17 protein-coding genes, 1 tRNA gene, 2 pseudogenes and 1 other annotated feature are annotated in these 16,402 nt (G+C 65.4%); of the genes and pseudogenes, 6 read left to right on the forward strand and 14 right to left on the reverse strand.

Going from position 1 to position 16,402, the window contains the following annotated elements; all coding sequences use genetic code 11:
* Positions 1-2: 2 nt before the first annotated feature.
* Complete coding sequence (locus tag ALVIN_RS08560; RefSeq protein WP_012970934.1) at positions 3-2,681, reverse strand: bifunctional acetate--CoA ligase family protein/GNAT family N-acetyltransferase; 2,679 nt, start codon at positions 2,679-2,681, stop codon at positions 3-5.
* Positions 2,682-2,832: 151 nt separating this feature from the next.
* On the opposite strand from ALVIN_RS08560, the gene ALVIN_RS08565 reads away from it, so the two are divergent.
* Positions 2,833-3,765: a histone deacetylase family protein gene (locus tag ALVIN_RS08565; RefSeq protein ID WP_012970935.1), complete on the forward strand. Its 933-nt coding sequence runs from the start codon at positions 2,833-2,835 to the stop codon at positions 3,763-3,765.
* A 103-nt stretch (positions 3,766-3,868) separates the two neighbouring features.
* Positions 3,869-3,944 (forward strand) — tRNA-Thr (locus ALVIN_RS08570).
* A gap of 104 nt (positions 3,945-4,048) precedes the next feature.
* Here the strand turns inward: ALVIN_RS08570 and ALVIN_RS08575 are convergent.
* Together ALVIN_RS08575 and ALVIN_RS17060 are read right to left on the reverse strand one after the other, a co-directional pair.
* Positions 4,049-5,422 (reverse strand): IS30 family transposase, encoded by a 1,374-nt coding sequence (locus tag ALVIN_RS08575; protein ID WP_012970936.1) that lies wholly within the window; start codon positions 5,420-5,422, stop codon positions 4,049-4,051.
* 2 nt (positions 5,423-5,424) lie between these two features.
* A pseudogene (locus ALVIN_RS17060) lies at positions 5,425-6,398 on the reverse strand (IS3 family transposase); the annotation flags it as partial.
* Positions 6,004-6,120 (reverse strand) — a sequence feature (AL1L pseudoknot). Its footprint overlaps the pseudogene before it by 117 nt.
* Here ALVIN_RS17060 and ALVIN_RS08590 point away from each other — a divergent pair.
* Positions 6,386-6,712: a M15 family metallopeptidase gene (locus ALVIN_RS08590; RefSeq protein ID WP_263053320.1), complete on the forward strand. Its 327-nt coding sequence runs from the start codon at positions 6,386-6,388 to the stop codon at positions 6,710-6,712. The pseudogene ALVIN_RS17060 and the gene ALVIN_RS08590 sit on opposite strands and share 13 nt — an antisense overlap.
* Before the next feature lie 9 nt (positions 6,713-6,721).
* Here ALVIN_RS08590 and ALVIN_RS08595 read toward each other — a convergent pair whose 3' ends face one another.
* Complete coding sequence (locus ALVIN_RS08595) at positions 6,722-7,189, reverse strand: DUF2269 family protein (RefSeq protein WP_012970939.1); 468 nt, start codon at positions 7,187-7,189, stop codon at positions 6,722-6,724.
* 92 nt (positions 7,190-7,281) lie between these two features.
* Between ALVIN_RS08595 and ALVIN_RS08600 the strand changes: the two genes are divergently transcribed.
* Positions 7,282-7,608: a 4a-hydroxytetrahydrobiopterin dehydratase gene (locus tag ALVIN_RS08600; protein ID WP_012970940.1), complete on the forward strand. Its 327-nt coding sequence runs from the start codon at positions 7,282-7,284 to the stop codon at positions 7,606-7,608.
* Here ALVIN_RS08600 and ALVIN_RS08605 read toward each other — a convergent pair.
* The 6 genes from ALVIN_RS08605 to ALVIN_RS17565 are packed head-to-tail and all read right to left on the reverse strand — an operon-like array spanning position 7,602 to position 10,622.
* On the reverse strand, positions 7,602-7,823 hold the full coding sequence (locus tag ALVIN_RS08605) for a lysozyme inhibitor LprI family protein (RefSeq protein WP_223295192.1): 222 nt from the start codon (positions 7,821-7,823) through the stop codon (positions 7,602-7,604). The genes ALVIN_RS08600 and ALVIN_RS08605 overlap by 7 nt on opposite strands.
* On the reverse strand, positions 7,820-8,191 hold the full coding sequence (locus ALVIN_RS08610; protein WP_012970941.1) for a NifB/NifX family molybdenum-iron cluster-binding protein: 372 nt from the start codon (positions 8,189-8,191) through the stop codon (positions 7,820-7,822). Before ALVIN_RS08610 ends, ALVIN_RS08605 begins: the two co-directional genes overlap by 4 nt.
* Positions 8,192-8,222: 31 nt before the next feature.
* A complete protein-coding gene (locus ALVIN_RS08615) occupies positions 8,223-9,128 on the reverse strand; it encodes a nucleotide-binding protein (protein WP_012970942.1) in 906 nt (301 codons plus the stop codon).
* A complete protein-coding gene (locus ALVIN_RS08620; protein WP_012970943.1) occupies positions 9,125-10,015 on the reverse strand; it encodes an ATP-binding protein in 891 nt (296 codons plus the stop codon). The genes ALVIN_RS08615 and ALVIN_RS08620 overlap by 4 nt, the downstream gene beginning before the upstream one ends.
* 5 nt (positions 10,016-10,020) lie before the next feature.
* Positions 10,021-10,395: a NifB/NifX family molybdenum-iron cluster-binding protein gene (locus tag ALVIN_RS08625; RefSeq protein WP_012970944.1), complete on the reverse strand. Its 375-nt coding sequence runs from the start codon at positions 10,393-10,395 to the stop codon at positions 10,021-10,023.
* A complete protein-coding gene (locus tag ALVIN_RS17565; protein ID WP_148217482.1) occupies positions 10,392-10,622 on the reverse strand; it encodes a cytoplasmic protein in 231 nt (76 codons plus the stop codon). Before ALVIN_RS17565 ends, ALVIN_RS08625 begins: the two co-directional genes overlap by 4 nt.
* 282 nt (positions 10,623-10,904) lie before the next feature.
* Between ALVIN_RS17565 and ALVIN_RS08630 the strand changes: the two genes are divergently transcribed.
* Both ALVIN_RS08630 and ALVIN_RS08635 read left to right on the forward strand, forming a co-directional pair.
* Entirely contained in the window at positions 10,905-11,216 is a 312-nt protein-coding gene (locus ALVIN_RS08630; protein WP_012970946.1) for a DUF134 domain-containing protein, read from the forward strand.
* A 123-nt stretch (positions 11,217-11,339) separates the two neighbouring features.
* Positions 11,340-11,786, forward strand: coding sequence for a hypothetical protein (locus tag ALVIN_RS08635; protein ID WP_012970947.1), 447 nt, complete (start codon positions 11,340-11,342; stop codon positions 11,784-11,786).
* 221 nt (positions 11,787-12,007) lie between these two features.
* On the opposite strand, the pseudogene ALVIN_RS18295 reads toward ALVIN_RS08635, so the two are convergent.
* From ALVIN_RS18295 to ALVIN_RS08650, 4 genes and pseudogenes are all read right to left on the reverse strand, one after another.
* Positions 12,008-12,091, reverse strand: a pseudogene (locus tag ALVIN_RS18295) (hypothetical protein); the annotation flags it as partial.
* 22 nt (positions 12,092-12,113) lie between these two features.
* On the reverse strand, positions 12,114-13,667 hold the full coding sequence (locus ALVIN_RS08640; RefSeq protein WP_012970948.1) for a GTPase family protein: 1,554 nt from the start codon (positions 13,665-13,667) through the stop codon (positions 12,114-12,116).
* Positions 13,668-13,713: 46 nt separating this feature from the next.
* Positions 13,714-14,910, reverse strand: a complete 1,197-nt coding sequence (locus ALVIN_RS08645; RefSeq protein WP_012970949.1) for a YcjF family protein — start codon at positions 14,908-14,910, stop codon at positions 13,714-13,716.
* A 23-nt stretch (positions 14,911-14,933) separates the two neighbouring features.
* Positions 14,934-16,208 carry an OmpP1/FadL family transporter gene (locus ALVIN_RS08650; RefSeq protein ID WP_012970950.1) on the reverse strand — a complete coding sequence of 425 codons (1,275 nt, stop codon included), beginning with the start codon at positions 16,206-16,208 and terminating at the stop codon, positions 14,934-14,936.
* Positions 16,209-16,402 lie beyond the last annotated feature (194 nt).

The raw sequence follows: 16,402 nt of genomic DNA on the forward strand, positions 1-16,402 counted from the left end.
TCTCACAACACCTTGGTCACGAGCTTGACGGCCAGATCCTGCGGATCGCTCTCGATGCGGAAGCCGAGCGACTTCATCAGCGCCAGCATGCGCGAGTTGGCCGTCAACACCTCGCCGTCCATGAGGCGGAACCCGCGTAAGCGCGCGTTCTGCATCAGCGAGCGCATCAGGCGCGCACCGATGCCCAGGTTGCGATGGTTGTCCGAGACCACGATGGCGAACTCGCAGCTCTCGCCGCCCGGACGACTCATGTAGCGCGCCACCCCGACCTCGATCTCCACGCCGTTCTCTTCCAGCACGCCGATCAGGGCCATCTCGCGGTCGTAGTCGATCTGGGTGAAGCGCACCAGCATCTCGGGCGTGAGTTCCTTGATCGCCTGCATGAAGCGGAAATACTTGGTCTGCTCCGAGAGTCCGCGCACGAACGCCTGCTCCATCTCGGCGTCCTCGGGCCGGATCGGGCGGATGACCAGATCCCGGCCGTCGGGCAGTTGCACGCGCTCGATCAGATGGCTCGGATAGGGATGGATGGCCATGTGACCATAGGTCGGCTGTTGCGGCGGACGGTAGTCGACCTTGATGCGGACATCCACGGCGATCACCTCCTTGTCGTTGCCGATCAGGGGGTTGATGTCCATGCTGATGATCTCGGGCAGTTCGCAGACCATCTCCGAGACGCGCTGGAGGATGCGCGCGAGCGCCACCCGATTCATCGGCGGCATGTGCTGGAAGGCGCCCATCAGTCGCGCCACCCGCGTGTGATCGATCATGGTCTCGATGATGAAGGCGTTGAGCGGCGGCAACCCCAGTGCCCGGTCGCCCAGCACCTCGACCTTGGTACCGCCGGCACCGAACAGGATCACCGGACCGAAGATCTTGTCGCGGAAGACGCCGATCATCAGCTCACGCGCCGCGCGCGTGGAGACCATGCGCTCGACCGTGATGCCGTCGAAACGCGCATCCGGGCGCAGCCGCTTGGCGCGCTCCATGATCTCGGTGAAGGTCCGTCGAACCGACTGAGCGTCGTCGATGTTGAGCTTGACGCCATCGACGTCCGACTTGTGCTCCAGATCGGGCGAGTTGATCTTCATCACCACCGGGAAGCCCAGCGCCTGAGCTGCCATCAGCGCCTCGTTCGGGGTGCGGGCCAGGATCGCCTGCATGGTCGGGATGCGGAAGGCCGAGAGGATGGCCTTGGCCTCGATGGTGCCGAGCACCTTGCGCCCCTCGGACATGACCCCCTCGATGATCAGACGCGCCCCCTCGACATCGGGCGGATCTTCATAGGAGAGCGGTGCCGGCGACTGCATCAGCAGCTTCTGGTTGCGCTGATGGATGGCCAGGAAGGAGAAGGCTTCGACCGCCGCCTCCGGGCTGTCGAACTGAGGCACGTCGTGTTCGGAGAGCAACGCCTGGGCCTCCAGCACCCGCTTGCCGCCCATCCAGCAGGCCAGTACCGGCTTGCGGCTGCCCTTGGCCGCCTCGATGACCTGCTGGGCCGTGGCCACCGGATCGCCGAACACCAGCGGGGCCAGGATGCAGAGCACGCCGTCGACCTCCGGGTCGGCCAGGCAGGCTTCGAGTGCGACCCGATAGCGCTCGGGCGGCGCGTCACCGATGATGTCGATCGGGTTGCCGTGCGACCAGTAGTCGGGCAATGCCTGTTCGAGTTTCTGGCGCGTGGACTCGGTGAATTGCGCCAGCGTCAGGCCTAGTTCCACCGTGCGGTCGGCTGCCAGCACGCCCGGTCCGCCGCCATTGGTGATGATGGCGATGCGATCCCCCGCCAGCCGGCGCCGGGTGCCGAACACCTGCGCGGCGGCGAAGAGCTGATCCAGATTGGCCACCTGAACCACGCCGGCGCGGTCGGTGACGGCGCGGAAGACCTCGGCTGAGCCGACGAAGCCGCCAGTGTGCGACTTGATGGCGCGGGTGCCGGCCGGATGGCGTCCGGCCTTGACGATGACCACCGGCTTGAGCCGCGCCGCCGCGCGCAGACCGCTCATGAAGTGGCGGGCGTGACGAATGCCCTCGACATAGAGCAGGATGCACTGGGTCTGGGTGTCGAGCGCCAGATAGTCGAGGATGTCGCCGAAGTCCACATCCGCCGCCGCCCCGATCGAGACCACCGCCGAGAAACCCACGCCGCGCGACTCCGACCAGTCGATCATGGCGGTACAGATGGCGCCCGACTGCGAGACCAGGGCCACATTGCCCCGGCGCGGCAGATCCTCGCCGACGCTGGCGTTCAGGCCGTGCTGCGGACGCATCACGCCCAGACAGTTCGGTCCCATGACACGGATGCGGTTGCGCCGCGCCGCCTCGACCATCTTCTCCTGGAGTGCGATGCCGCGCTCACCGTGCTCACCGAATCCGGCCGAGTGCACCACGGCGGCCTTGACGCCATAGCTGCCGCACTGATCGAGGATGGCCGGCACACACTCGCCCGGCGTGGCGATCAGGGCCAGATCGATCTGTTTGTCCAGCTCGTTCAGGTTGCTGTAGCAGGGCTGGCCCGCCACCTCGGTATATTTGGGATTGATGGCGTAACACTGGCCTTTGTAACCGCCGGCGAGCAGGTTGCGAAAGACCAGTCCGCCGATCGAGCCGTCGTTGTCACTGGCACCGAAGACGGCCACGGCCCCCGGCGTGAAGAGTTGGTCGATATCCGTCAAACGCATGAGATCCGCACTCCGAGCCGAAAAAGGGTTTAATCTGTGGCATGGCCACCGCACGGCGGCCACGAGTTTGGCCGCAAGCCAGTTGAAGAAAAGAATTGCTTCCTACCCCCATGGGTCAAGCGTGGCGATCGAGTCTTGAGGACAGCTTTCTATGAACCTCGCCTTCATCTCACATCCGTCTTGTCGCGAGCATCGGATGGGAGCCCATCACCCCGAATGCCCCGAACGGCTCTATGCGATCCAGGACCGGCTGATCGCCTCCGGCATGGAGATGTTACTCACCCATTATGACGCACCCAAGGCCGACGTCGAGTCTATCGCGCGCGCACACGATCGTGACTACATCGAGACCATCATGGCCGCCTCGCCCCAGGTCGAGGACGTGCTGACCTGGATCGATGGCGACACCGCCATGAACAGTCATACGCTGGAGGCCGCGTTGCACGCGGCGGGCGCGGCGATTCTGGGCGTCGATCTGGTGATGGGTGAACGGCATCATGCCGCGTTTTGTGCCGTGCGTCCGCCGGGGCATCATGCCGGACGCGCCAAGGGGAGCGGGTTCTGCATCTTCAACAATGTCGCTATCGGCGCGCTGCATGCCCTGGAGCATCATGGGCTGGAACGGGTAGCCATCATCGACTTCGACGTCCATCATGGGGATGGCACCGAGGAGATCGTGATCGGGGATGAGCGAATCCTGTTCTGCTCCAGCTTCCAGCATCCCTTCTATCCGGGCACGGGGGCGGATACCGACGCGCCCAACGTCATCAATCTGCCCCTGCCGCGTCTGACCGATGGGGCCGCCTTCAAGGCGGCGATCGAGCAGGCCTGGTTGCCGCGACTGGATGACTTCAAGCCGCAGCTGATCATGATTTCCGCCGGCTTCGACGGACACATCGAGGACGACATGGCGCACTTCAATCTGCACACCTCCGACTACGGCTGGATCACGCGCGAGATCCACCAACTGGCGAAACGGCATAGCCAGGATCGGGTCGTTTCCTGCCTGGAGGGCGGCTATACGCTCTCGGCGCTCGGGCGTTGTGTGAACACCCATATCGATGAGTTGATCGGGCATGCCTGAACGACATGGTCAGCGCGTGAAGTCCTAAAACCAGGGGTGAGCGTCGGGTGTGTCGCATGACTTGATGTGAGCGACGGCTTCGGATATTATTTTCGGCTCCTTAGCCGATGTAGCTCAGTTGGTAGAGCAACGCATTCGTAATGCGTGGGTCAGCGGTTCAAATCCGCTCATCGGCTCCATAAATTCAAAGACTTACGATCGCATGGATGCGCGTCGAGTCGCCTCAAATCGCCTAAAAAGCGTCCTGTAGTGGGCGGATTCAACCGGTCGTCGCAACGCGGGTTCATGATTCCGAAGATAGTAGTTCTTTGAGAGCTTCAGCAGGCGTTTTCCAGCCCAATGTTTTACGGGGTCTGGTGTTGAGGGTGGTCGCCACAGCATCAAGCTCATGCGCGGAGTACCGGCTGATGTCAGTCCCCTTAGGAAAGTATTGGCGCAGTAGGCCATTGGTGTTCTCGTTGGTCCCACGCTGCCAAGGACTGCGTGGGTCACAGAAGTAGATCGCCAGGCCGGTATCAATCCGTAGCTGCGCGTGTTGCGCCAGTTCCGCGCCTTGATCCCAGGTCAGCGACTTACAGAGCTGTTCGGGCAGCGTCGCGATCTTTGTGGCGATGGCATCGCGGACGGCTTCAGCCCCATGACCGGCCAGTGCTGGCCCGTTCTTGGCTCGGGCACCGGAGCCGTGATCCGGCATGGGCGGCAAGTGCAGCAGTAGCGTGAACCGGCTCGTGCGTTCGACCAAGGTTCCAATCGCCGAACTATTCAGACCAATGATCAGGTCGCCCTCCCAATGGCCGGGAACGGCACGGTCGGCGACCTCTGCCGGGCGCTGGCTGATCAGCACATCGGGCGAGATGAAGTGTTTGCCTCGTTGCCGTCTCCTGGCTCGTGGCACCCGCAGCGTCCGGCCGCTACGCAGAAACGCCGACAACTCACGGCGCAGTGCACCGCGTCCTTGAATGTAGAGGGCCTGATAGATTGCCTCGTGAGAGATCCTCATGGTCTCATCATCCGGAAAGTCGACCCGCAGTCGACGACTGATCTGCTCTGGGCTCCAGCTGATGCCCCATCGTCGGTCGGCTCGGCGTCCATGCCGCCGGCCCTTCCAGGCGACGTTAGGGCCTGGGATAGGTCTGCCGTCAACATCAGTCACCGTACCGGCGAGACGTGATTGCACATAGGCCTGCAGCCGGTCATTCTTGACGAGCTTGGCCGCCTTGGGTCGTTTGGCGGCCCGCTCCGCTTTCCACTGCGCGACTGTGGCCCGATACTCCAGCATGCCACCCCGGGTGGCCGCATTGCGTCGCAACTCGCGCGAGACTGTCGACGGCGACCGCCCCAGACACCGGGCGATCTCGCAAACCCCAGTCCCCTGAGCGCGCAACAGCGCCAATTCCTCGCGCTCTGAGAATGACAGATAGCGCCCTGAGTGCTGCGCCAAGTGAGCCGGTATCATGCCTCCTGCTTCGCGAAACCACCGCGATCCCACCGGCGGCGATACACCACACACCAAGGCGGCGTCCTCACTCGATAGTCCCTCAGCAATGCGCTGCCAGAACGCGCGCTTGGCATCCCGCTGATTGACGCTCGGTCCGCCAGGCGAACGCATCGCTGCGCGTCCTGTCTGCTCAGCACCCCAGCCATGTGATCGTCCCATGCAATACCTCCAATATCGAGATGTTGCGACGACCGGTTGAATCCGCCCTGGGCTCCCCGATCGCTGTGATGGATCAACGCGCCCTGGCGGGCGGGGCGACGGGCGGCCAAGGCTTGTTGCAGGGCCTCCAGGACGAACTCTGTGCGCATCGAATTGGAGACGTTCCAGCCCACGATACACCGGGCAAACACGTCGATGACGAAGGCGACATAGACAAAGCCTTGCCAGGTCGAGACATAGGTAAAGTCAGACACCCACAGCGCATTGGGTCGCGGCGCCTGAAATTGCCGGTTGACCAGATCGTCTGGACAGGCGCCGGCCAGGTCGCGGCGTGTCGTTTTGACCGCCTGCCCACGCACCACGCCTTTCAACCCCATCTGGCGCATCAGGCGTGCCACCGTACAGCGGGCCACGACCAGGCCTTCACGGCGCAGCTGCCGCCAGACCTTGCGCACGCCATAGACCTGAAAGTGCTCGTCCCAGACCCGCTGGATCTGCTCCATCACGACCGCATCGCGCTGATCACGCGCCGAGCGCTGCGCCGGATCCGCCTGCCGAGCCGCCTGTCGGTAGTACGTCGATGGGGCGATCGGCAGCACCTTGCAGATCGGCTCGACCCCGTAGGCCTCGCGATGGTCGTCGATGAAGGCCTTCATTGCTTCAAGGGGCGGTCGAGCTCCGCCTGGGCAAAATACGCTGAGGCCTTGCGCAGAATCTCATTGGCTTGCCGAAGCTCCCGGTTCTCGCGCTCCAGCTCCTTGAGGCGCTCACGCTCGGGCGTGGTCAGCCCCTCGCGCTGACCCGCGTCCTTCTCTGCTTGGCGCACCCAGCGGCGCAGCGTCTCGGCTGTGCAGCCGATCTTGCCGGCAATCGAGACCATCGCCGCCCATTCGCTTTCATGCTCCCCCTGATGCTCACGCACCATCCGAACGGCACGCGCGCGCATTTCGGGGGAATACGTCGTTGCTGTCTTCATGGCTCCATACTCTCAAGGTTGGAGCCTCCGAGAAACCCGGGGCGGTTCAGACCGGCGGCGCGGTGGATCTGGCGTTGATGCAGAACCAGGAACGCGTCGACATGGGATCGGGCGTCAACGCGCTTGAGGAACGCTCACACCTACTGTCCGAACGGATTCCGCCGCTCGCCCAGGCACATCGCCGATTGCTCCTGCTGGCGATGCTCCAGGCCGGTTTTGCGCCCATGCCCTCGGAATGGTGGCACTATTCCTATGGCGATGGCTATTGGGCGGCGTATGCGCAGCAACCCCAGGCGATCTACGGTCAGGTTTGAGCAGGTCGTTCAAACTGGCTTGGCCACCATGACCCCGACGGCGACCAGCAGCAGCACGGTCGCCGCCACACCCCACACGGCCCAGCGCCGCCCCGCCCGCCAGTAGCTCGCCGGAATCTCCCCGCTTTCAGCGAAGGCCCGCGCCTGCCGACCCTGGCGGATCTGCGCCGGGACCAGCACGCCGGCCCAGAGCGCGCCCGAGAGGGCCAGCAACCCCTGTCCCCAGACCAACCAGCCGACGTTCAGGACATCGAGGCCCGCGACGAGCGCCGCCCCGTAGCCGCCGAGCGCGAGCAGCACCACACCGCCGACGGTGAACCAAACGTCCGTGATGACCACCAGCCGTTGGGCGAAGGCCAACACACGCGGATCGCGGGTCCGGTGGGCGGCGAGTTTCCAGATCAGGGTGACGATCGCGTTGCCGACCAGCAGCACGACGCCGATGAGATGGAGTGTTTTCAAACCGGCGTAGAGCATGGCAGCAAGTCCGTGTGGCAATCAGGAGACCGTGCGCCCATATCCGCACTCAGATCCCAAAAAACCGCCCGATATACCGACTGGAGACAGCGATGTCTACGACACGACTCGATACCGATACCTTGACGACCGCCCTCACCGACCTCAACGCCTTGGGCCAGGGCGGCTGGTCGCTCTCCGGCGGCCAGTTGTGCAAAACCTTCGTCTTCACGGACTTCGTACGCGCCTTCGGCTTCATGACCCAGGTGGCCCTGATCGCCGAGTCCATGAACCATCATCCCGACTGGAGCAACGTCTACGGACAGGTGCGCGTGGCACTGAGCACGCATGAGAGCGGCGGGATCACCGAGCGCGATATTGCGCTTGCGCGGCAGATGGAGCGGTTGGTGGCGATCGCTGAAATGCACGTCACTCAGTGACCGTAGACGTCGGCCAGACCGTCCAACTCCTTCGCGCGTTCGGCCGTTTCCCGCAACACGCAGTCGGCGGCCATCACACGATGGAGCGTCCCACCTTCGGGGTCGAGGTAGAAGTCGCAGTTCGCATCCCGATACTGAATCCACAACCGCTGCGCCGACTGAAGCGCTTTCCGGCGTTCAGCCGACAGCTGGCCCCAAGCAATCGCGGCGCTCACCCATGCCCATGCGCGACGCTGTCGGCACAGGGAGCCGCGCCCGTCAGCCGACCGGCCAGATAGGCTTGCAGCGCCTCGCCGACCGTTCCGCCGGCTCCGGTTGCGGTCTCGATACCGGCTTCATGGAAAAAGGCGATGGCGCGTCCGCCCATGCCGCCGCTGATCATCACCTGAGCGCCTTGCTGATGGATGAAAGCGGGAATCTGCCCCGGTTCATGCGCTTCAGCGAAGGGATTGGCTACTACTTCAGAGGTCCGCACGCCCCCCTGCTCCAGCTCGGCCAGCACGAAATAGGGGGCGTGCCCGAAATGCTGGGCGACGGGACTGTCGAGTCCCTGGTTGGTTTCAGCGGTTACGGCAATCTTCATGCGGTCAACTCCAAGTGAATGATATCGTCGATCAAGCCGATCCGGCCGTGTGGCCGAGAGGCGCTTGTAAAGTCGTCCAGAGTGCGGCGAGCGCCCGGCTCACCGGTGCCTCCGGACGATGGGCCGTCACCGGCCGTCCGGCGGCCAGCGCCTCGGCCAGGCTCAGGTCGAACGGCAACCGGGCGATCGTGGCCACACCCAACGCCGCACCCAGTTCCTCGATGGCACGCGTGCCCTCAGGATAGAGATCGGCCTTGTTGATACAGATCCGTGCCGGTACCCGGAAATGTCGTACCGTCGCCAGGGCGCGCTCCAGATCCTCGCGCCCCGAGACTGTCGGCTCAGTCACCAGCAACGCCAGACTGGCCCCGGACACGGCGGCGATCACCGGACAGCCGATGCCCGGCGGGCCATCGACGAGGAGACCCGCACAGCCCTCCGCTTCGGCCTGAGCGCGCGCCCGGCGCTTGACGGCTGTCACCAGCTTGCCCGAGTTCTCCTGGCCCGGATTCAGATGGGCATGGTGCAGCGGACCATAGGGCGTCTCGGAACGCCGACAGGTACCGACCGTCTGCGGCACCAATGACAGCGCCTCACTGGGACAGCGATCGAGACAGGCCCCGCAACCTTCGCAGGCGATCGGATCGACCTGCCAGCGCCCATCGATCTGCGCCAGCGCCTCGTAACGGCAGGCGGCTTCACAGGCGCCGCAGTCGCTACAGGTGTCGCGGTCGATGACCGCCACCGCGCCGCTGACGAAGGGCTCGGCCACTGTGGCGCGGGCCTCCAGCAGTAGCGCCAGATTGGCGGCGTCCACATCGGCATCGGCCAACAGCCAGCGCCCCGGCTGGGCCAGGGCCGCCTGATGGGCCAGCGCCGCAGTGACACTGGTCTTGCCGGTGCCGCCCTTGCCGCTGAGTATCACGATCTCCTTCATGCTCCGCTCACCTCGCACCGCAGACGCTCCAACAGATGGCGTATCGCGGGGCGATACTCGGGCGCGGCCGCCAGCAGCGACTGGCCGCGCGCCAGCGCCTCGGCCAGCCGCCGCTCCAGCGGAAGGCGGAGCGCGATCGGCAGCCCCTGCTCGGCGCAATAGGCGTCGATCGGGGCCTGGCCGATGCCGTCGCGATTGATCACTACCCAGGCCGGTAGCCCCAGCTCCTGGACGATGCCCACCACCTGCCGCAGATCATGCAGACCAAAGGCGGTCGGCTCAGTCACCAGGATCACCGCATCGGCCCCGCGCAGGGTCTCGACCACGGGGCAGGAGGCACCGGGCGGGGCGTCGCGGATCTCGATCCAGGGCGACGGACGTGCGGATACGGATACAGACGCGGACTCGGTCGTAGGCGGCCAGTGCTTCAGGGCTCGCAACACCGGCAGCCCCATCGGCTGACCGATGCGCAGCAGGCCCTGCGCCAGATCGATGCCCTCGGGCGTCCAGCCGGCTTCGATCCGACCGACCGTCAGCGGCTCTTCGTGAATGGCCTGTTCGGGACAGATCCAGGTGCAGCGTCCGCAGCCATGGCAGAGATCATCGAACACCAGCACGGCGCCGCCAACGACGGCCAGGGCATTGAACCGACAGACCTCGGCACAGCGCCCGCAGGCGGTGCAACGCTCGGCGTCCACGCGCGGCACGGGGCGCGTGACCTCCGCCCCGCTCGACCACTGCGGATGCAGAAACAGCGCCGCGTTCGGCGCTTCCACGTCGCAGTCGAGCACGCGCACCGCCTGGGTTTCCGCCGCGACCTGGGCCAGTGCGGTCGCGAGCGTCGTCTTACCCGTGCCGCCCTTGCCGCTGGCTACCACCACACGCATCGGCGTCAGCCTCCGTGATGACCGTCGTGGCTGGCCGCCTCGGCCGCGCGCAGGGCGCCGGCGCGAAACTGGTCTAGCAACTGACGCCCGATCAGGGCGTCCTGCCCTTCGGGGGCCAGTAAGGTGCGGAGGCCGGCGGCGTGCAGCGTGGTCCAGGCTTTCGGCCCATAGGCGCCGCTGACCACGGCTTGCGCGCCCTGAGAGGCAAGGAACTGCGCCGCGCGCACGCCGGCACCGCCGTCAGCCTCCAGCGCCGGATTGGGGAGACATGTCCACTCGCCGCTTTCGCTGTCGACCAGGACGAAGAACGGCGCACGCCCAAAACGGGCATCGAAGGCGGCCTCGAGCGTGTCACCGGCCATCGAGATCGCCAGTTTCATCGCGCCGACTCCGACAGGACACCACGCTCCAACTGTTCCAGCTGCACGCGCAACTGGGCGATCTCTTCACTCAACGGCCTGGCGGCCGCTGAAACACCGAATTCCGAACGCCCCAGGCGACCGAAACCCTGACCGGCCATGGCGCGTCGACCACGGCCACAGGGACCGCGTCCACGTCCTTGACCCTGACCCCGTCCGGCTCCACGCGGACCTGTTCCATCTTGCATCGGCATTGTTGGACTCCTCGTCGGTGGCGGATGGGCCGTGAACGCCGGTGATTGCATCAGCCCGACGGCCTCTATCCACCTGAATCAATTCGCGTCGCGGTGTCCGACATCGGATCGGAACCACCCGGACTCCGGGACCGCGATAGGATCGCCATCCGTGTTGGAAGTATCCGTCTATTCCCGATCGATTTACCCTGACATTTCGCAATGCCAGTCGCACATATGTGCATTTCAATAGACGCCACATCCAACCCCTGTCGATCCACCCAGGAGCCTCTGTTCATGCCCAGACACCGCCGCACACGCCGGATTGGCTTCGATCCCGGCGAACTCTGCTTCAAACCCTGCGGACGACGCGGACGTCAGCTCGAAACCCTCACGCTGCGCCCGGATGAGCTCGAAGCCCTGCGTCTGATGGATCTCGAAGGGCTGTACCAGGAGGAAGCCGCCGAACGGCTGGGGGTGTCGCGCACCACGCTGTCGCGCACGCTGGCGCGGGCGCGGCAGACCGTCGCCGCCGCCTTGATCGGCGGCCGGCGGCTCGTGCTCGAACCGCCGTCTCCGCCGTCAGTCGTCGAACAGAACCAGGAGTAGACAGTCCAGTCTCCGATCGTCGGCAAGCGCATATCGGCGCCGTCTCGACTAGACTGCGACTGGAATCCGTTGTGGCCTGGTCAAGGCCGCACGGTCGACATCCACTCCGATGAGGACTCCGTCATGTTCAAGTTCGATGTGATTCGGATCGCGACCATCGCCGCCCTCGGCGCGCTGTCGGTCCAGTGGGGAACGGTCCGGGCCGACCAGTCACCGCCGACGGGAGTGGCAGCAAAGCTGGAGGTCAAGGTGTTGGAGGCTCCGCAGCAGACAGGTTACGAAGCGCTCTACCGGATGGAGGTCATTTCTGTGTTGCAATCCAGCATCCGGGTGAAGCCGGGCGACATCATCCGCGTGCGCTCCCGTCTCGCCGGCCCGGATACGCCGGATCAGAGCCTCAAGCCGCGCGGCTGGATCGGAACCGCTTATCTGAACCCGGACCCCCGAGCCATCGGACCGGAGGCGCGTTTCCAGTTCGTCGGGGCAGCCAACGGTGACAGTTTCGCAGAGCTTCCGCCCACGCCCCCTTCGGTGCGGTGGATCGAATATCCGCGCGAGGGCACTGAATGAACGCCGAGATCGTCGGGCAATGCTGGAACTGCCGGGCCGCTCTGAGCCAATCGGACTACGGGCGCGAGGCCGACTGCCTGGCGTGCGGCAAGCCGCCCCATGTCGGCCGCAACTGCCGCCACTATGCCACCGGCCGCCCCAACGATTGCCTGGCCCCCCTGGCCGAGCGCGCGCTCGACAAGACGCGGAGTGGTGGCATCAGGGATGAGCACCGCGCCGATCAGCAGATCGGCGTCCGGCACCTCGCGTGCGGATGTGGCGCGGTCGGCGTGCAGCACGCGATGGCCATGTTGGGTCAGCTCCATTGCCGCCCGACATCCGTAGCGGTCAAGGCGGTGCCGAATGGCGCGATGATCGTCCGGGCCAGGCAAGCAAGAAGCGTCCCGCGTTGGCGAGCTGGCGCCGAAGCAGCGTCCAATTCTCCTGGCGCCGCTGTGCCACCTGACACCGCAGCAACCGCGCACGCTGGGCACGATCCATCTGCTCCAGGAGCGCGGCCCAGAGCGTATCCTCCACGTTGTAGAACCGCCCCTCGGCCAGACAAACAGGTATGACATGGGCGATGGGTACGTCGAGGTCGGTCGCCAGGGCGGCGACCGCCGCCTGGATACTCATCGCCTTGAGACAGGTCGTGTCGGTGAGATCGTAGGGCGGTCGCCACTCGCGCAGTGGACGCAATTGATCGATATGCGTGACGACCACCAGCACGGGCGGCGGACGCCGATCGATCCGCGCGGCCAGCGCCGTGCGCAGAGCTTGCAGTGTCCGGCGCTCGGATTGACGATCCGGTCGGTGCGCCGCACTCACCCAGAGAATGGCGTCAGCCACGTTGGCTGCATCGTGCAGGGTCTGGTAGCTCAGCCGCTCAGCACCTAGCGAATCCAGAATCAGCGCCTGATCGAGACCGTCGTGCTCCAACCGATAGGGCGTGAGCGCCCGCGTGGTGTCCGGCAGGATGTCGACCGCCGCGCGCGGATGCCCGAAGAGTGCGTTGATGAGGCTCGACTTACCGGCGTTCGAACGTCCGAGCACCAGAAAACGCATTGGCTCCTGTTCCAGATGCTCGCGGGGTGCGCGTTCGATCTCGACGGCACGCTCCAGGTCGCGTCGCGAATCCCGGGTCAGCCGCTCGACCGGCTCGGCGTCGTTCAGCGGCAGGCGCCCGCTGTAGAGTTCGATGGCGTAGCGCCCGACCTGGCGCACATATTCCTGGAGCAGCCAGCGATAGAGATCCTCGCGTGCCGCCGCAAAGCCGCGCTGGCGCAGCTGACCCAGGGCTTCGTTCAACAGAGCGCCGACCGGGTTGAGGACCAGATGACCAGCGCGATAGAGACTCAGCACCCGCTCGGCAAACCCCCGCCAGCGATAGGCGCGCGCCAGCGTGCCGATGGTCAGACGATGACTCAGCGGGACGTGCTCGGTGATACTTCGTCGCAGATCGCGGCTCGCGCGCTCGATGATGAGCAGGGCGTGCGGGACACGCAGTTCGAGCAGGGGGGTCTCGACCTCGGGATGGAAATGACCGGCGACCCGCTCCAGGGTACGCAGGGCGAGCACCCCAAGCCGCATCTCTTCGTCGAGCGGCCAATCGGCCGGGTCGAGCGTCTCGGCCAGCTCCTCGACCTGGGTCCAGGCCCCGTCGGCGGATGGCGGCCAGGCCGGGTCCGGTCCCGTGTGTTCCAGATCGAGCGCGGCACGCTCGCGTCGCCTGAGCCAGAACTGCACGCCGAATCCGAGCAGTCCGCAGAGGATGATGGTGGCGAACCAGTAGAGCGCCGCGTCGTGCTGGTGCAGCCAGACGAATCCCAGCGGCAGGAGCGCGACGAAGGGCACCAGCCACAGCAGCAGCGAGACCAGCCACCAGGGATCGATTCGATTCATCTTGCGTCCCCCTCCCCCCGTCATGAGCGTGCGCGCACCAAAGCGCTCAACTCGATTCGCGCAGCAGCTTGGCGCCCTGGGTGATCTGATCGGCGAACACTCGCCGCAGCGCCCGTGCCTCCGTGCTCAGCGCGAGATTGCGCCGGCGCAGATAATAGGCCGCCGCCTTGCCGAGCGCGAAGGTCGTCGCGCCACTGGCGCTCGCGCCCCAGACCGCGCCCAGCGTCTGCCCGAGATAAGGCACCAGCTTGATCAGAGTTCGACCGGCCATCCGTGTCCCATAGGCGATTCCGACGCCGGTTCCCAGCAACCCCAGGAATTCGAGGATGGTGCGGCGATCCCAGGTCTGCGCGTGGAGGGCGGCCAGACTCTGGAGCATCTTGGCCTGGATCGCGGGCACACCGGCCAGGTCGACCAGCGGCAAGGCTCCGACTCCAGCTGCGGCCAGCGCATAGCCGACGATGTGCGGATGTGCCGCCTGCTCGAACAGATCCATAACCTCGGAGTCGCGCCCGAGCAGATGGCGCAGCGGCAGGGCGGACAGCGTGTCGATCGCTTTCCACAGCGCCTCCAAACCGTAGTCGGCGGGCGCGTAACCATCCTCCGGTAGCGTGAGATCCACTGGAACCCAGCGTACCGGGGCACGTCCGGGGAGATCGCCCGCTTGGTCACGCTGCACCCTGAGCGCGCGCGCCAGATCGGCCGGCAGGCCCGCCGGCGAGGGTTCGGCGTCGAATGGATAGGGGTGCGGGTGCTCGAAGTCGGGCGGATAACCTTCGTGCAGTGCGGTCTGAACGATCACCAGCGGCCATTCGGGATGACGCTGGCGTACCGTGCGCACCACGCCCAGGACCACCTCCTGATCCAGATCACACGCCCGCATGACCGCCAGCAGCAGATGGGCCTGGGACTCGCCGAACCGGATGTCGTCTTCCGGGTCGTAATCGACCTCACCCAGACCGCGCGTATCCAGAAAGCGGACCACGGGGGCCGTGGCCGGAAAGTCGTAGATCCGCGCGGTCCGGGTGCAGGGTTGGAAGCCGTTGCCGATTTCGGCGGCCGGACTGCCGGTCAGGGCACGGATGATCGAGGTCTTGCCCGACTGGGTCTTGCCGATGAGCCAGATCAGCGGCACGGGGGCGCGCTCGCGCGCCGAGGCGAGGGCCGATTCCAGTCGGCGGTCGTCCACGCGCGGATTCAGCAGTGCCTCGCTCAGTCGCCGCCAGCGTCCCGTCCTCTCCATCGCCTCGCCCCCGTTGGTCAGATTCAGAAGACCTTGACGACCTCCAGACCGATCAGATGCGCATCCATGCTGTACTCTCCGCTCAGCGCGGTCGAGCCGTTCAGGTCGCCGCCCCTGTAGTTTCTGGAGCCACGATAGTCACGATCCAGGGCGCGAACGTACATGTAGGCCGCCTCCAGTGACAGTCCGTTGCCAAGTGATCGGGCCAGACCCAGGCCGAAGAGATGACGGTCGTTGTCGGGCACGCGGGCGCTGAAGTGATCGTCGCCCTGTCCGGTCTCATCATAGGTGTAACCGACACTCAGCCGAGTCCGATCGTCGAGTCGATAGGTCGCGCCGAGTCGATAGGCATTGGCGTCGTCCCAGTCGTTCTGGTCGACGAAGATCACGGTGTCCGCGTGCCGGCCCGTGACCTTGATGTCATTGAACGCGCTCCAGCCGGTACGGCTGATATCGAACTCGACGGCCAGACGCTCGTCGAACGCATAGCGCGCGCCCAGCTGCAGACGCCAGGGCAAGGACAGATCCAGCTCGGCCGACTGTCCGCGCGCCAGACGCCCGAGACCGACCAGAACCGAGCTCTTGGGTGTGAAGTCACCCTCGAGTTCCAGGGTGGCCGATGAGTGGAACACCGCGCCGACACTCCAGGCGCCCTGGCGGTAGAGGGCTCCGAGGTTGAAACCCAGTCCGTGACCATCGCCGCTGAGTGTGCCGAGCGTCGAGTCCAGTTTGGCCTGTCTGGCCCAATAGATGTCGATTCCGGCCGACAGACTCAGATCGTCACTGAGCCGATAGGTTGCGGTCGGGCTGAGGTCGACGACCTCGACCTTGCTGGTCAGCGGATGACCGAGCGGGATACTGAAGCCACCGAGGGTGCGCGTGCCGCTGACCGCCGGAAAAGCGCCATCCGACCAGCGCGTCTCCAGTCCGAAGGGGACGCTGACACCGAGTCCGAGACGCCAGTGATCGTCGAGCGCGAAAGCCCCCTGGATCATAGGGACGACCATCCACTCGGCACCATCACTGTCGTGGTGGCCACTCGTGGTGTCCACGCTGAAGTTGGGACCGACGAAATAGGTGCCGAGCGCCAGGCTGGAGCGGTCATGGAAGCCCATGGCGGCGGGATTGTAGGCAAAGGCGCCCCGTTCCTCGGGGTTGGCGACCAGGGCGTTGGTCAGACCGATACCGGCAGTCGAGGATTCCGGCAGCATGAAACCGGAGGCCAGGGCCGTCTGGACGCCACAGACGCTCGTGGCCAGACAGAGTGCCAGCGAGCGGGTGATCGGGGTATTGAGCATTTAGGGGTTATCCTTATGATGGTTTCAGTGGCCAGAGCCGGATCGCGTATACGCTGATCCCGACTCGGCCGCGAAGCCCACAGCGGGCGCCGGACACTCTAGGCGATGCACAGCGGCAAATCCATCTTTGTCCGGCCCCATCCATCTGGGGCCGGACCAGCGGCTACCGGCACGGCGGTCGACTGTGATATAAG

It is taken from the genome of Allochromatium vinosum DSM 180 (assembly GCF_000025485.1).
Taxonomy (GTDB): Bacteria; Pseudomonadota; Gammaproteobacteria; order Chromatiales; family Chromatiaceae; genus Thermochromatium; species Thermochromatium vinosum.

Coding starts and splice junctions, on each gene's coding strand:
- ALVIN_RS08650 (WP_012970950.1), bottom strand. CDS start 16,208: ATGCTCAATACCCCGATCACCCGCTCGCTGGCACTCTGTCTGGCCACG.
- ALVIN_RS08645 (WP_012970949.1), bottom strand. CDS start 14,910: ATGGAGAGGACGGGACGCTGGCGGCGACTGAGCGAGGCACTGCTGAAT.
- ALVIN_RS08595 (WP_012970939.1), bottom strand. CDS start 7,189: ATGCTCTACGCCGGTTTGAAAACACTCCATCTCATCGGCGTCGTGCTG.
- ALVIN_RS17565 (WP_148217482.1), bottom strand. CDS start 10,622: ATGCAAGATGGAACAGGTCCGCGTGGAGCCGGACGGGGTCAGGGTCAA.
- ALVIN_RS08615 (WP_012970942.1), bottom strand. CDS start 9,128: ATGAAGGAGATCGTGATACTCAGCGGCAAGGGCGGCACCGGCAAGACC.
- ALVIN_RS08620 (WP_012970943.1), bottom strand. CDS start 10,015: ATGCGTGTGGTGGTAGCCAGCGGCAAGGGCGGCACGGGTAAGACGACG.
- ALVIN_RS08560 (WP_012970934.1), bottom strand. CDS start 2,681: ATGCGTTTGACGGATATCGACCAACTCTTCACGCCGGGGGCCGTGGCC.
- ALVIN_RS08630 (WP_012970946.1), top strand. CDS start 10,905: ATGCCCAGACACCGCCGCACACGCCGGATTGGCTTCGATCCCGGCGAA.
- ALVIN_RS08640 (WP_012970948.1), bottom strand. CDS start 13,667: ATGAATCGAATCGATCCCTGGTGGCTGGTCTCGCTGCTGCTGTGGCTG.
- ALVIN_RS08575 (WP_012970936.1), bottom strand. CDS start 5,422: ATGGGACGATCACATGGCTGGGGTGCTGAGCAGACAGGACGCGCAGCG.
- ALVIN_RS08600 (WP_012970940.1), top strand. CDS start 7,282: ATGTCTACGACACGACTCGATACCGATACCTTGACGACCGCCCTCACC.
- ALVIN_RS08610 (WP_012970941.1), bottom strand. CDS start 8,191: ATGAAGATTGCCGTAACCGCTGAAACCAACCAGGGACTCGACAGTCCC.
- ALVIN_RS08625 (WP_012970944.1), bottom strand. CDS start 10,395: ATGAAACTGGCGATCTCGATGGCCGGTGACACGCTCGAGGCCGCCTTC.
- ALVIN_RS08635 (WP_012970947.1), top strand. CDS start 11,340: ATGTTCAAGTTCGATGTGATTCGGATCGCGACCATCGCCGCCCTCGGC.
- ALVIN_RS08565 (WP_012970935.1), top strand. CDS start 2,833: ATGAACCTCGCCTTCATCTCACATCCGTCTTGTCGCGAGCATCGGATG.